This window comes from Collinsella sp. UBA1693, from assembly GCF_002320115.1.
GTDB lineage: Bacteria > Actinomycetota > Coriobacteriia > Coriobacteriales > Coriobacteriaceae > Collinsella > Collinsella tanakaei.
On record NZ_DCJT01000013.1, the window covers coordinates 51,299 to 64,951 of the forward strand.

The following is a 13,653-nucleotide window of genomic DNA, read 5'->3' on the forward strand; positions in this document are numbered from 1 at the left end:
TTTGCATTCTTGCGATCCATTTTGCAACCACATTGCCAGTCGGGTAGCGTCGGCTTTACATGTCGCTGCGCAGTTCTCAAGGATAATTGCGTCAATATCGGGAAAGTGCTTTGTATACAAAATGAGTAGCAAATCATTTTCCCAGCTCACGGAAGGGCTGCGGATGGGGCTACTCGGCCTTTTTCAAAATCGATGCAATTATCCTTGAGAACTGCGCGGTGAAGCTACCGCAGGAGGGATTGACTTGGCCACTAAAGGGCTGTTAATCTCTGAGTTTGTCCGAAATCGGACATAATAGCACCGTGAAAGGCATATCTCGCGCGAACGCGAGTGATTGGGCGGGACACGAAGAGGGGGTTTCAATGTCGGGTACCTGCAATCTGCCGATAGAGCTCGAGTACCTCTATAAAGCAGCAGATCGGCTGTACGTGGATTTCGCGCGCAGCTGCGGCATCTCGAACTGCGCTTACTGGATGCTTTACGAGCTGGAACGCGCCGGGGGCGAGGCATCGTTGCGCGCCCTCAACGTGGATTGGGGCTATAGCAAGCAGACTATGAGCTCGGCACTCAAGACCATGGAGTCGCGCGGGCTTATCGAGCTTTCGTTTGAAGAGGGGAGCCGCAAAAGCAAACGCGCTTCGTTGACGGGCACGGGCCGCGCATTCGTGGATAAGAACATCGTCCCCGCCATGCGCGCGGAGGAACGGGCGTTCTTCAGCCTTGATCAGGAAGAGCGTGAGACGCTTATGGCCTTGGCGCGACGCTACGCAGAGGCGCTCACAAGGGAATTCGAAAACATGAACGGTTCGCGCTCGGAAGACGGGCAGCGCGAGAACGGTGCCAAGGGCGCGGCGAATGCCACGGACGCCGCAGAAGGGCAGGGGACTGCATGAAGCTGCTGCTAAAGTACATGAAGCCCTATCGGGGGCTTGCCATCGTCACCGTGCTGGTGCTGATGGTCGACATCGCCGGCACGCTGTTGGTGCCAACACTGCTGGCTAACATGGTTAACATCGGCGTGGCCACCAAGAACTTCAACTACATCTTGCAAAACGGATTGGCCATGCTGGGCGCTACGGCGCTGGCGAGCGGCGGCGCGCTGCTGGGCAGCTATCTGTCCGCCAAGTTGGCTGCCAGCGTGGGCCGTGACATTCGCAACGCCGTGTACGATAGCTCGCTGGCGTTTTCCGGCAGCGACTTCGAGCGCTTCGGCACCGGCTCCATGATCACCCGCACCCTCAACGACATCAATGTCATTCAGCAGTCCATCATCATGACCATCCAGATGGTGCTGCCCGTGCCCATCATGTGCGTCATGGGAATCGCGCTGGCAACTTCCATCGACTATCAAATGGGCATCCTGCTTGCGATCGTGGTTGCCGTAGTGCTGGTCATCGCGGCGATTACGGTGGCAAACGCCGCGCCCATCTTCACGCGGCTGCAGCGCTTCATCGACCGCATGAACGTGGTGCTGCGTGAAAACATCACCGGCGTCCGCGTTATCCGCGCCTTCAACAAAGAGGAGCATGAAAACGAGCGCCTGGACGACGTCTTCTCTCGCTACGCCAAGGCCGCCATCAAGGTGAATTGGCTGTTCGCCGGACTGGACTGCTCGGCGTTCTTCCTTATGAACATCGCAGAGGTCGCCGTGCTGTGGTTTGGCGGCAACCGCGTGGGAGCGCACGCCATGGAGATCGGCAGCATCTCGGCGGTGCTGGAATACGCCATGCTCATCCTGTTTTTCATCATGATGGCGCAGATCGTGGCGTTGACCCTGCCGCGCGCCAAGGCGTGCCTGGATCGCGCGGGCGAGGTCATCAACCTGGTGCCTGAGATTCGCGATTGCGTGCGACCCGCTCACGACCCGCTTGATGCCAAAGACGCCGCCCCGGCGTTCGATGCCGCCGTGGTCGCCGATGCGGCGGAGCCGGGCGATGATACCGACGTGGTGGCCGCCTTCCGCCACGTGACCTTCCGTTTTTCAGATGCGGACGAGGACACGCTGCACAACCTCAATTTCCGTTGCCGCCGCGGCCAGACCACGGCTATCATCGGCTCCACGGGCTCGGGCAAGTCCACCGTGGCCAAGCTGCTGCTGCGCTTCCATGACGTTACGGGCGGCGCCATCCAGTTCAACGGTGTGGACGTGCGAGGCATGACGCAGGAGTCGCTTCGAGATGCGATCGCCTACGTGCCGCAAAAGGCGTGGTTGTTCAGCGGCACCATTGCGGACAACCTGCGTTTTGGCAATGAGGCTGCCACGGAGAAGCAGATGCGCCATGCGCTTGACGTCGCCCAAAGCCAGTTTGTCTACGACCTGCCGGATGGGCTCGATTCGCGTGTGGCCCAGGGTGGAACCAACTTTTCCGGCGGCCAGCGCCAGCGTCTTTCCATCGCCCGCGCTCTCATGAAGCACGCCGACCTCTACATCTTCGATGACAGCTTCTCTGCCTTGGACTTCAAGACGGACGCCGCGCTGCGCCGCGCCCTGGTCCCGGAGACGCGAGACGCCGCGACGCTGATCATCGCCCAGAGAATCAGCACCATTTTGCATGCGGACCAAATCATCGTTCTTAAAGACGGCGAGATGGCCGGCATAGGCACGCACGAGGAGCTCATGGAAACCTGCGAGGTGTATCGCGCCATCGCGGAGTCGCAGATGAAAGGAGGTGACGGCAATGGCCGATAAGGACAATGCCAAGGACAACACCGCAGATGGCACTACAGATATCGCCACGGAGGAGCTCGAGATCCCGCGCGATACATGGGCGACCATCCGCCGCCTATGGGATGCCGCGCGCAGCCAGCACTGGCATTTCTACCTGGTCATGGTGTCAATCATCTTCTACACGGGGTTTAGCCTCGCCGCGCCGGCATACAGCGCGCGCGTGATCGACGTGCTGTGGAACGGCATCAGCGAGGCGTTTGCCCAGGGCCGCGACTTTACCGTCACGTGGGATAACGCCGGGCGCGATATCATTATCTACCTGGGTATTTGGACGGCTGCCTGCGGTTTTTATAGCCTGCAGAGCTTCACCATGGCGGGCTTTGCGGAAAAGCTCAACCTGGAGCTGCGCAACCGCATCGCCCATAAACTCAACCGCCTGCCCCTGGCGTTCTTCGATAGCCATAAACCCGGCGAGGTGGTAAGCCGCGCTACCAACGACCTGGACAAGATGTCGGAGGTGCTGCAGACCGGCTTGCTCCGCCTGCTCACCGCGGTGGGCGCCATCACCGGATCGGTCATCATGATGTTTCGCTACAGCCCGCTGCTGGCGACCATCTTCATCTGCTTCGCCGTGCTCTCCACCGTGGTGACCAAGCTTGTCGCTAAGCGCAACCTCGCCCTGGCGGCGGAGCGCCAAAAGTGGGTGGGTCATCTCACCGGAGCAGTGGAGGAGGCGTACAGCGGGCGCGTGATCATTCGTTCCTTCAACCGCGAGCAGGCAAGCTCCGCTGACATCCATCGCATCTCGGATAAGTTGGCAGAGGCCTCCCGCCGTGCTGATTTCATGACCAACGCCATCTCGCCCGCCATCCGCATGATCATTCGCATCGCGCAGGTCATCATCGCGGTGGTCGCCGGCGGCATGCTGGTGGCCGGACAGCTTACCGTGGGCGTGTTCCAGGCGTTCTTCCAATACATCTACCACGCATCCGAGCCGCTGACCCAGATGAGCTTCACCATCAACACGCTGCAAAGTGCGCTTGCCTCCGTTGAGCGCGTCTTCGATATTTTGGACGAGGCCGAGGTGGAGCCGGATCCCGCCCCCGCCGCTGCCGCCCGCGTGGACCAGCCCACGCAGGGCCACGTGGCCTTCGAGCACGTTCGTTTTGGCTACAGCCCGGATAAGCCGCTGATGCGCGACGTCAGCTTTGAGGCGCGCCCCGGGCAAAAAATCGCCATTGTGGGCGCGACCGGCGCGGGCAAGACCACGCTGATCAACCTGCTGATGCGCTTCTACGAGATTGACGGCGGCCGTATCACGCTGGACGGCGTGGACACCCGCGCGATGGATCGCGGCGAGCTGCGCCAGAACTTTGGCATGGTGCTGCAAGACGCCTGGCTCTTCGACGGCACCATCGCGGATAACATTGCCTACGGATGCCCGGGGGCCACGCGCGAGCAAATCGTCGAGGCGGCGCGCATGGCGCACGTGGACTTCTTTGTACGCACCATGCCGCAGGGCTATGACACCCACGTGGCCAATGACGCGGAGAACATCAGCCAGGGCCAGCGCCAGCTGCTTACCATCGCCCGCGTAATCCTCTGCGATCCCAAGATCCTTATTTTGGACGAGGCGACCTCCAGCGTTGACACCCGCACGGAGCAGGCTATTGTCCATGCGATGGAAACGCTTATGCGGGGCAGGACCAGCTTTGTCATCGCGCATCGCCTCTCCACCATTGTGGATGCGGATCTGATTTTGGTAATGCAGGCCGGTACCATCATCGAGCAGGGCACGCACCAGGATCTGCTCGCCGCGGGCGGTTCATATGCGGAGCTGTATCGGTCGCAGTTCATGTAGCGGGCGCGTATGGGCGCGGGGCCGTCCCCGCGCCCCGCTGCTATTTTTGACCTTCAGTTGGAGTTGCCTTGCTAAAAACGACCTCCAGTTGGACTTCGCTCTACTAAAATCGAGCTTCATGTACGCTCTTTTGCTATTTTTGGCCTCCAGTTGGACTTCGCCCTACTGAAATCGACCTTCAGTTGGAGTTTGCCTTGGCTATCAAAAAGACTCTCGTGAAAGAATAGCAGGTAGAGAGCTTGCGCGACTGGACGATGAATACTAGCAAGTCCAACTGAAGGTCGATTTTAGCAATTTGGCCAACATGAAGGCTGATTTCAGCACGCTCCAAGTCCAACTGGAGGCTAAAAATAGCTGCGGTTGCTTCCGGGTGTTCATTCATGCGCCGCGCGAGGTGTGGGCGGCGGCCGCCTTCGGTCGCGTGCGATCGCGACCGCGGCGGCCCGCAACCGCGGGGGCCCGCGACCGCGCGGCACGTGCCATGTGCGCCTATGCGGTCTCGGCAGACACAAAGACGTTGCTGTTGGGGTAGTACGTGAGGTCGATAGCAAACGCGTTTTCGCGAAATACCTGGTCAAGAACTACATCTACGTCGCCGGAGGCAATATAGACCACTGGGTTGGGCATGGTGCCGTCCCCGCTCACATTGGTAAAAGCGAGTTGGAGCTTGGTAGGGTGAAGCCCCGCGTAGCGACCGGTGGGCCTGTCGATGTCGTAGTCGCGATAGAAGCATCGCACCGTAGCGGGGCCGCTTGCCGCATCGACCGCAGCCCTCCATGCGATATCCCAGCCAATGAGCGCGCCGCCAACGGCAAAGGCAAGGCAGAATGCGATGAGCCCCGCATTGCCAAGGTGCTTGTACGACACGCCCCTGCGCTTGCGCCTGCGGTGCACAAGGGCGGCCAGCGCAACCGCGCCGCCCGCGAACGCCAGCATGATGATGAGGTTGAGTGCGGTCTCGTCTTCAAGAAAGGAAACGCCGGTTAAATAGAGCAGCGCACAGCCTGCGTACGCGGCGACGGCGGGTGCAAGCATGACGAGCTCTTGGACGTATTCGCGGCGCAGCGCGTCGCGAGTCCGCTCGTTCGGCGCGGCAGGGGTCCCCGTGGTCTTCGTGCGGTGCTGCAGATGCAGAAGGCGCGCGGTCATGGCTAGGCTGATGCCAAACGTAATCAGCCCCACTCCCTGGCATGCCTGCATGGCAAGGCCGGCGGCTCCGGTGCTGGGTCCCCACTCGCCCCCAAAGATGAGCGCGAAACCGCCAAACAGCAAGATGAGAAGGACGATGATCCAGACGCGGCTCGCGGGCTTGGCTCTACGGCCCTCGCGGCTGCCGCGCGCCTCTTCGATAGGGCCTTGGACGTCGTCCGCGCCGTCGCGCCTCTGGGGCTTTACAAAAGGGACGATGTTGGAGGGGATGGCCATACGAGCTCCAAGTAAAGGCGCCAAAACGTGCCGCGAGCCAGGCGGGCGACGCGAGAACGCGGTTTATTGTAGCGTGACGCTGCGCCTGCGGCGCCGCTAGGGCCGGGTATTGTCCGCGGACGGAGCGTTCGGGGGCATGGACGAGTCGCGCTCCTGGTCGGCTCCTTGCGTCGCGAGCGCCTCGACCAGCGCGGCCAGTTCTGCCACGCGCTGCTCAAGCTCCTCGATGCGGCGCTGGTTGCCCACAATGCCCTCGCGGTTAAGCAGCGACTGCTCCTGCACGGGGTCGGGCATGCTCTCGCGATGCTCGCGGCGGTCCATGTTCTCGTTCAGTACGCGGCAGCCGGCGCGGCGGACCACGCGACCGGGCACGCCCACCACGGTGGAGTTGCTCGGCACGTCCTTAACCACCACGGAGTTTCCGCCAATCTTGACGTCGTCGCCAATGCGGATGTTGCCCAGCACCTTGGCGCCGGTGCCCACGGTCACGCGGTTGCCCAGCGTGGGGTGGCGCTTTCCGCACTCCTTGCCGGTGCCGCCCAGGGTGACGCCCTGGTACAGCACGCAGTCGTCGCCCACAATGGTGGTCTCGCCAATCACCACGCCCATGGCATGGTCAATAAAAAGGCGGCGCCCAATCTGAGCTGCAGGATGAATTTCGACGCCGGTCATAAAGCGGGTGAACTGGGACATCACGCGCGCAATGCTGTGAAGGCCGTGGTTCCATAGCCAATGCTCCGGCGTGTGGGCCCACTTGGCGTGCAGGCCGGGGTAGGACAAAAAGATGACCAAGCCGTTTTGCGCGGCGGGGTCGTGCGTCTGCACGGTGTTGATGTCTTCGCGTATGGTGGTGATGAAGCTCATCCGCTCTCCCGCCGGATAGGTTGCCGCGGCGCGCTGCAGGTGCCCGGCGTAATCGGTAATGCTGTCATAGTAGCCATCGTCCGTGGTTAAGTCTAGAGAAACGCTAGGGTTTAACGTGGCGCCGTGCAACGTAGTGCCGCCTAACGCGGGGCGGCCGGGACGCGGGGCACCCCGTAGCGCGGGGTTGCGCCCGGGTCGTGCGAGCGACGCGCAAAGCGGTCCCGGCACGGGCACAACTGTGAATCTAATTGTTACGCGATGGCAAATTGCTTTACTTAACAAAAGAAAGCTTTTACGCGCGAGCGGGGTGCGGAGTAGAATCACATCCAGTCAATCAGGGCGAGCGCTTGCCCGCACGCGTCGATGGGAGTAATGCCATGGCAGTTGAGAAAAAGGACCTGGACTGGGGCAGCCTGGACTTTGGCTACCGCAAGACGGACGTTAGCTACGTCTCCAATTGGAAGGATGGCGCGTGGGACGAGGGCGGCCTTACCGCCGACCACAGCCTCAACCTGTCCGAGTGCGCGGGCATTTTCCATTATTGCCAGGCGTGCTTCGAAGGCCTCAAGGCCTATACCACCGAAGACGGCAAGATCGTCTGCTTCCGTCCTGACCTCAACGCACAGCGCATGTACGAGTCTGCCGAGCGCCTGGAGATGCCGCCCTTCCCGGTCGATCGCTTTGTCGACGCGGTCAAGCAAGTTGTTGCCGCCAACGCCGCATGGGTTCCGCCCTTTGGTTCTGGCGCCACGCTGTACGTGCGCCCGCTTATGATCGCCACCGGCGACGTCATTGGCGTTGCTCCTGCGGACGAGTATCAGTTCCGCATTCTGGTCACCCCCGTGGGCCCGTACTTCAAGGGCGGCCTCAAGCCCATCAAGCTGCGCATCTCCGAGTACGATCGCGCTGCACCGCACGGCACCGGCAACATCAAGGCCGGCCTTAACTACGCCATGAGCCTCAAGCCCACCATGGATGCCCACCGCGCCGGCTTTGCCGAGAACCTCTATCTGGATTCCCAGAGCCGCACCTACGTTGAGGAGACCGGCGGCGCCAACGTGCTGTTTGTCACCAAGGACGGCACCCTGGTTGTTCCCCAGTCCCACACCGATTCGATCCTGCCCTCCATCACCCGCCGTTCGCTGGTTCAGGTGGCCGAGGACCTGGGCATCACCGTTGTCCAGCGTCCGGTCGAGTGGGCAGAGGTCAAGTCCGGCGCCTTTGTAGAGTGCGGCCTGTGCGGTACCGCCGCCGTTATCAGCCCCGTGGGCGAGATCCACGAGGATGAGACCGTGGTCTCCTTCCCGGCGGGCCATGATGAGATTGGCCCCGTCATGAAGAAGCTCCGCGAGACCCTTACCGGCATCCAGGACGGCGCCGTTGAGGACAAGCACAACTGGGTCTTCGAGATCTGCTAGCACCAATGTTGCCGGCATCGTTTTACATCACGCGATAGCTTGCATATACGGCACGCATCTCCGCAGCGGGGTGCGTGCTTTTTTGTGGACGAGACGACGGCGGCGGGTCGGCGATGTTGCGCGCCGGCCCATCCTCGTTCATACTGGGCAGGTACCTTGCTATATCGCAAACGCACATGTAAACGCACCACCCCGTAAGGGGGCGACAACCAAGGAGGACGAATGGCCAAGCCTCGTCACCGCGCCCTGACAATAGGGCTTGTTTCCGTGCTGGCTACCGGGTCCGTTTTAGCGCCCGTGTCAGCATCCGCTTCCATCTCTGCATCCGTTGAGGCTTCTGCACCTGCCGCCAGTGATGCCATCGCGATCGATCGCGGTGCAGATTACCAGGAGCTTTCCGCAGACGAGCTCGCTGCGCTCGCCGCCGCAGCCGACGACACGGCCGATGCGGTCTCGCTGCTTTCGACCGCTCGCCTCTCTCCCGTGAAGCTTTCTGATGAGATGCTGTATTTCGCCATCTATGAAAGCGGTCACAATTACGACCAGGGCCTCTCTTACGGTGACGGCTACAATGCGATGGGCTATTACCAGTTTGACCGCCGCTACGCGCTGGTGCCCTTTATCACTGCGGTCTACAACTACAATCCCACCAAATATGCCATGTTCAAAGAGGTCATCGCCCAGGGCGACACCATCATCAACGGCGCCCAGGACCCCAACTATCCGGACGATCCCTCCAAGAAGGTCAATCCGTTTCGCGACTCCTCGTCCCAAGACGGCTTGAGCGACCTTGGCAGGCTGGTCAACAGCGCGTGGCACGCCGCATACAAAGCGGACTCCGCGGAGTTTTCCGCGCTTCAGGATTCTTATGCGTACGAGAACTACTACAAGCAGGCCGAGCGCATCTTCCGTAACTATTATGGCATCACCATCGACAACCGCGCGGACGCCGTGCGCGGCCTGGCGTGGGGCATGTGCAACCTGTTTGGCTCGGGCGGTATGCAGAAGTTCATCAAGGCGGCCAACATCAACAACGCCATGACGGACCGCGAGATCGCCACGCGCCTTACCAACGCGATCGTCACCTACTACTCCACCGGCGACGGCAAAGACCATACCTATGCTGCCGGCTACATCAACCGTTACCGCAAAGAGCAAAAGGTTGTTTTGGGGTATGTGGCCGAGGACGAGCGCCAGTACCTGAGCTCTCGCTATAGCGACATCGATTACGGCCAGTGGTACGTGGAGTCGATTGCATGGGTGGCGCAGCGCGGCTTTATGTCCGGCTTGAGCGGCACCACCCAGATGGCTCCGTACGGCACCACGTCGCGCGCCATGGTGGTGACCATGCTGTGCCGCGTATCCGGTGGTGCGACCGGTAACGTGGGCTCGCTCGCTTTCCCGGATGTATCCCGTAACGAGTGGTATTCCGGCACAATCGCCTGGGGCGTGCAGAACGGTCTTGTCTCCGGCTACGGCGACGGCACGTTCCGCCCCGATCAGGACGTGACGCGCGAGGAGGCGGCGATTTTCTTGATGCGCTACGCCCAGATGCGCGGTCTTGACACTTCTGCCCGCGCTAACCTCTCCGCGTATCCCGACGACGATGAAGTGAGCCCGTGGGGCGCCCAGGCCATGTCTTGGGCCGTGGCGACCGGCATCATCAACGGCGAGAACGGTCGGCTGAACCCCCAGGGCACGGCATATCGCTGCGAATTCGCCGCCATGCTGCGAAGCCTCTGTAACATCGCGAATATCTAACGGCGACCGAGTCTCCGTTACCTTTGGCGCGGGGCGGTATTCGACCCCAGGCCAATTCAAGACAGCTTGCTTTTAGGGCTCCGCGTTTTGGCGCGGGGCCTTTTTGGTGCCAGGGTGCACGGGCGGTCCGCTGCGTCAAGACGGCAGGGGGTTTGTTGCGCGGGCATTACGGAGGGCTTGTCCAAATGAATAAAGGTTGCCCCTGACACTGCATCATAGTAAAGTACTAGCTCGTTGTAAGGCGATTATGCAAGCTCGGATCTCTTGCCATGGCGCGCGCGACGCATGGGTGCATGGCGGCGCGGGTGGACGAGGATTTGTGACATGGGGAAGGAAACTGATATGAAGAAGCGCATCTTTGTTCCCGTTGCCGCGGCGGTGGCGCTGGTCGCCGCGCTGGCCCTGTCAGCGTGCGGCGCCTCGCCCGCTGCCAGCGACCAGGGCTCTGCCGGATCCTCGTCCGCTGATGCCAGCGGCGAGATCACCACGCTTACGGTTGGCTTTGACCAGGCCTACCCGCCCTATGGCTACGTGGGCGATGACGGCGAGTTCACCGGTCTTGATCTGGAGCTTGCGGCCGAGGTCGCCAAACGCAACGACTGGGGGCTCAAGCTTGAGCCCATCGACTGGGACGCCAAGGACACGCTGCTTAACTCTGGCGCCATCACCTGCATTTGGAACGGCTTCACCATGGAGGGCCGCGAGGACGATTACACGTTCTCCGACCCCTATATGCTGAACGCCCAGGTTGTGGTGGTCCGCGCCGATAGCGGCATCGAGAGCTTTGAGGATCTGGCGGGCAAGACCGTGATCACCCAGGTTGACTCCGCTGCGGAGGAAGTGCTTAACGGCGATATGGCCGACCTTACCGCCACGTTTGCCTCGCTGGAGACCATTGGCGACTACAACACCGCGTTTATGCAGCTTGAAAGCGGTGCCGTCGATGCGGTTGCCTGCGACCTCTCCATCGCACAGTACCAGCTGGCCGGCAAGGACACCTATAAGCAGTTGGACGAGCAACTCTCTACCGAGCACTACGCCGTTGGCTTTAAGAAAGGCGATACCGCGCTTGCCGAGAAGGTGACCGAGACCTTGAAAGAGATGGATGAGGACGGCTTTGTTAAAGAGCTGTGCGACAAGTACGCGGACGACGGCGTGAGCTACGACAACTGGCTGATCAAGTAAGACGCCGAACAGGATAGATGAGGTGCCCTCGGTTCGTGTTTGCGGGCCGGGGGCTTTACGCTCTTGCCCGCGGCGCCATATGGCTGCGGGCGCGTCGGTGGAATGCGGACGGCGCGTTCGCGCGGGCGAGAGCGCAAGGTGGTTGGAAAGGAGGCGCGGCATGGATATCTCGACCATGGCGGGCATGCTGTTGGAGGGGTTTGGCGTAAGCGCCCAGGTGTTCGCGCTCACCCTGCTAGGGTCGATTCCGCTGGGAATTCCCGTGGCGCTGGCGCGTTTGTCGCGCTTTAAGCCGTTGCAGTTGCTGGCCCGCGCGTTTATCTCCGTTATGCGCGGCACGCCGTTGATGCTGCAGATGTTCGCCGTGTACTTTGCGCCCTACTACGTGTTTGGTATCCAGCTCACCACGCAGTCCAAATGGCAGGCGTGCATCATCGCGTTCATCATCAACTACGCGGCGTACTTTGCAGAGATCTACCGCTCTGGTATTCAGTCGATACCGCGCGGCCAGTACGAGGCGGCCGAGGTGCTAGGCTACTCGCGCATGCAGACGTTTGCGCGCATCGTGATGCCCCAGGTGGCCAAACGCATTTTGCCCGCTATGGGCAACGAGATCATCACCCTGGTCAAGGACACCTCGCTTGCCTTTGCCATCGGCGTGGCCGAGATGTTCTCTACCGCCAAAGCGTTGGTGGCCTCGCAGCGCAGCATGATGCCCTTCGCCATCTCCGCGCTGTTCTACTGGGGTTTCAATTTCTTGGTCGAGATTATTCTTGGCCGCATTGAGAAGAAGATGGACTACTACCACGACTAGGAGGCGAACATGGAGCGTATGAATACAGGGGTTCGGCCCGCGGCAAAGGCGTCGGCTGCGTCGATGCACCCGGTGGTGCGCCTGGAGCACGCGCGTAAGGCGTTTGGCGGCAACCAGGTGCTGAATGACATCTCGCTTTCCGTTTCCCCGGGCGAGGTCGTGGCGATCATTGGGCCCTCGGGCGGGGGCAAGTCCACGCTGCTGCGCTGCATGACGCTGCTGGAGCGCCTGGACGGCGGCGGCCTGTGGTACGGCGGCTTTTCTGCGGGCGAGGACGGCGAGCTCGTGGTGGCGCGCCCTGCCGGCGGCGATCCACGGGGCCGCGCGGTGTACGGCGACAAGGGCACGCTTGCCCAGGCGCGCCAGCGCTTTGGCCTGGTGTTTCAGAGTTTCAACCTGTTTCCCCATATGAGCGTGATGCGCAATATCATGGACGCTCCGCTGGTGGTGCAAAAGCGCGATCGCGCGGAGGTTGAGCGGCAGGCGCGGGGCCTCGTCCAAAAAATGGGTCTGGCGGGCTGCGAGGACAAGGTGCCCTGCCAGCTTTCCGGCGGCCAGCAGCAGCGTGCGAGCATTGCCCGTGCGCTTGCCATGAACCCGCAGCTGCTGTATTTTGACGAGCCCACCTCTGCGCTGGACCCCGAGCTCACCGGCGAGGTCTTGAAGGTGTTAAAGCAGCTGGCGGCCGAGGACACCACCATGATCGTGGTGACGCATGAGATGGCGTTTGCCCGCGACGTCGCCGACCGCGTGGTCTTTATGGACGGCGGCGTTATTGTGGAAGAGGGCCCCGCCGAGCAGGTGATGGACGCTCCGGCGCACGAGCGCACACGAGAGTTCCTGTCGCGCTTTAGCGGCTAGGCGGTCGGCGATTGCATTACACTAAAAGCGATCTGTGTCGAGGCGGCGCGCGGCCCTGTCCGCACCGCGACCGCGCGCGTCTGCGCGCCCCCAGCGAAAGGAATGCACATGGAGGCTTACAAGTCCGAGTTCATCGAGTTCATGGTCGAGTCCGACGTGTTGAAGTTTGGCGACTTCACCTTGAAGAGCGGGCGCAAGTCCCCCTTCTTCATGAATGCGGGCGCGTACGTGACGGGCGAGCAGCTCAAGCGCCTGGGCGAGTACTACGCCCGCGCCATCCATGATAACTTTGGCCTGGATTTCGACGTTGTCTTTGGTCCCGCGTACAAGGGCATCCCGCTGTCCGTGGTGACCGCTATCGCCCTGTCCGAGCTGTACGGCAAGGAGGTTTGCTACTGCTCCGATCGCAAGGAGGTCAAGGACCACGGCGCCGACAAGGGCGGCATGCTGGGCTACGAGCTCAAGGATGGCGACCGCGTGATCATGGTGGAGGACGTCACCACCTCTGGCAAGTCGATCGATGAGACCTATCCCAAGCTCAAGGCCGCGGCGGACGTCGAGGTCAAGGGCCTTATCGTCTCGCTCAACCGCATGGAGGTCGGCAAGGGCGGCGTGACCACCGCCCAGAAGGAAGTCGAGGCCAAATACGGCTTCCCCGTTGCCTCCATCGTGAGCATGGCCGAGGTCACCGAGTGCCTCTACAACCGCGAGGTTCAGGGTCGCGTGGTGATCGATGATCAGATCAAGGCGGCTATCGACGCGTACTACGAGCAGTACGGCGCGCGCGAGTAGGCGG

General features: G+C 61.6%; 11 protein-coding genes. 9 read left to right on the top strand and 2 right to left on the bottom strand.

What is annotated here, in order from left to right:
• Positions 1–362 precede the first annotated feature (362 nt).
• From B3H65_RS09265 to B3H65_RS09275, 3 genes are read left to right on the top strand one after another with little or no spacing between them, the layout of a single operon-like run.
• Positions 363–893, top strand: coding sequence for a MarR family winged helix-turn-helix transcriptional regulator (locus B3H65_RS09265; protein WP_286685019.1), 531 nt, complete (start codon positions 363–365; stop codon positions 891–893).
• Positions 890–2,689, top strand: a complete 1,800-nt coding sequence (locus B3H65_RS09270) for an ABC transporter ATP-binding protein (RefSeq protein WP_286685020.1) — start codon at positions 890–892, stop codon at positions 2,687–2,689. Before B3H65_RS09265 ends, B3H65_RS09270 begins: the two co-directional genes overlap by 4 nt.
• Complete coding sequence (locus B3H65_RS09275) at positions 2,679–4,529, top strand: ABC transporter ATP-binding protein (protein WP_286685021.1); 1,851 nt, start codon at positions 2,679–2,681, stop codon at positions 4,527–4,529. Before B3H65_RS09270 ends, B3H65_RS09275 begins: the two co-directional genes overlap by 11 nt.
• 489 nt (positions 4,530–5,018) lie before the next feature.
• Here B3H65_RS09275 and B3H65_RS09280 read toward each other — a convergent pair whose 3' ends face one another.
• A complete protein-coding gene (locus tag B3H65_RS09280; RefSeq protein WP_286685022.1) occupies positions 5,019–5,954 on the bottom strand; it encodes a hypothetical protein in 936 nt (311 codons plus the stop codon).
• Positions 5,955–6,050: 96 nt separating this feature from the next.
• Complete coding sequence (cysE, locus tag B3H65_RS09285) at positions 6,051–6,818, bottom strand: serine O-acetyltransferase (protein ID WP_286685023.1); 768 nt, start codon at positions 6,816–6,818, stop codon at positions 6,051–6,053.
• A gap of 377 nt (positions 6,819–7,195) precedes the next feature.
• Between cysE and B3H65_RS09290 the strand changes: the two genes are divergently transcribed.
• From B3H65_RS09290 to pyrE, 6 genes are all read left to right on the top strand, one after another.
• Entirely contained in the window at positions 7,196–8,236 is a 1,041-nt protein-coding gene (locus B3H65_RS09290; RefSeq protein ID WP_009141119.1) for a branched-chain amino acid aminotransferase, read from the top strand.
• A gap of 222 nt (positions 8,237–8,458) precedes the next feature.
• The gene (locus B3H65_RS09295; RefSeq protein WP_286685024.1) at positions 8,459–9,997 is read left to right on the top strand and encodes an S-layer homology domain-containing protein; all 1,539 of its coding nucleotides are present in this window, start codon (positions 8,459–8,461) and stop codon (positions 9,995–9,997) included.
• A 342-nt stretch (positions 9,998–10,339) separates the two neighbouring features.
• Complete coding sequence (locus B3H65_RS09300) at positions 10,340–11,182, top strand: transporter substrate-binding domain-containing protein (protein WP_286685025.1); 843 nt, start codon at positions 10,340–10,342, stop codon at positions 11,180–11,182.
• Between the two features lie 160 nt (positions 11,183–11,342).
• Positions 11,343–11,996, top strand: coding sequence for an amino acid ABC transporter permease (locus tag B3H65_RS09305; protein WP_117679919.1), 654 nt, complete (start codon positions 11,343–11,345; stop codon positions 11,994–11,996).
• A gap of 63 nt (positions 11,997–12,059) precedes the next feature.
• Entirely contained in the window at positions 12,060–12,857 is a 798-nt protein-coding gene (locus B3H65_RS09310; RefSeq protein WP_349676001.1) for an amino acid ABC transporter ATP-binding protein, read from the top strand.
• A gap of 108 nt (positions 12,858–12,965) precedes the next feature.
• Positions 12,966–13,649, top strand: coding sequence for an orotate phosphoribosyltransferase (gene pyrE, locus B3H65_RS09315; RefSeq protein WP_286685027.1), 684 nt, complete (start codon positions 12,966–12,968; stop codon positions 13,647–13,649).
• The last annotated feature ends 4 nt before the right edge of the window (positions 13,650–13,653 follow it).

What these genes read in the sequence shown, in the direction of transcription:
- B3H65_RS09305 (WP_117679919.1), top strand. Translation starts at nt 11,343, where the DNA reads ATGGATATCTCGACCATGGCGGGCATGCTGTTGGAGGGGTTTGGCGTA.
- B3H65_RS09295 (WP_286685024.1), top strand. Translation starts at nt 8,459, where the DNA reads ATGGCCAAGCCTCGTCACCGCGCCCTGACAATAGGGCTTGTTTCCGTG.
- B3H65_RS09280 (WP_286685022.1), bottom strand. Translation starts at nt 5,954, where the DNA reads ATGGCCATCCCCTCCAACATCGTCCCTTTTGTAAAGCCCCAGAGGCGC.
- B3H65_RS09290 (WP_009141119.1), top strand. Translation starts at nt 7,196, where the DNA reads ATGGCAGTTGAGAAAAAGGACCTGGACTGGGGCAGCCTGGACTTTGGC.
- B3H65_RS09275 (WP_286685021.1), top strand. Translation starts at nt 2,679, where the DNA reads ATGGCCGATAAGGACAATGCCAAGGACAACACCGCAGATGGCACTACA.
- B3H65_RS09265 (WP_286685019.1), top strand. Translation starts at nt 363, where the DNA reads ATGTCGGGTACCTGCAATCTGCCGATAGAGCTCGAGTACCTCTATAAA.
- B3H65_RS09310 (WP_349676001.1), top strand. Translation starts at nt 12,060, where the DNA reads ATGCACCCGGTGGTGCGCCTGGAGCACGCGCGTAAGGCGTTTGGCGGC.
- B3H65_RS09300 (WP_286685025.1), top strand. Translation starts at nt 10,340, where the DNA reads ATGAAGAAGCGCATCTTTGTTCCCGTTGCCGCGGCGGTGGCGCTGGTC.
- pyrE (WP_286685027.1), top strand. Translation starts at nt 12,966, where the DNA reads ATGGAGGCTTACAAGTCCGAGTTCATCGAGTTCATGGTCGAGTCCGAC.
- cysE (WP_286685023.1), bottom strand. Translation starts at nt 6,818, where the DNA reads ATGAGCTTCATCACCACCATACGCGAAGACATCAACACCGTGCAGACG.
- B3H65_RS09270 (WP_286685020.1), top strand. Translation starts at nt 890, where the DNA reads ATGAAGCTGCTGCTAAAGTACATGAAGCCCTATCGGGGGCTTGCCATC.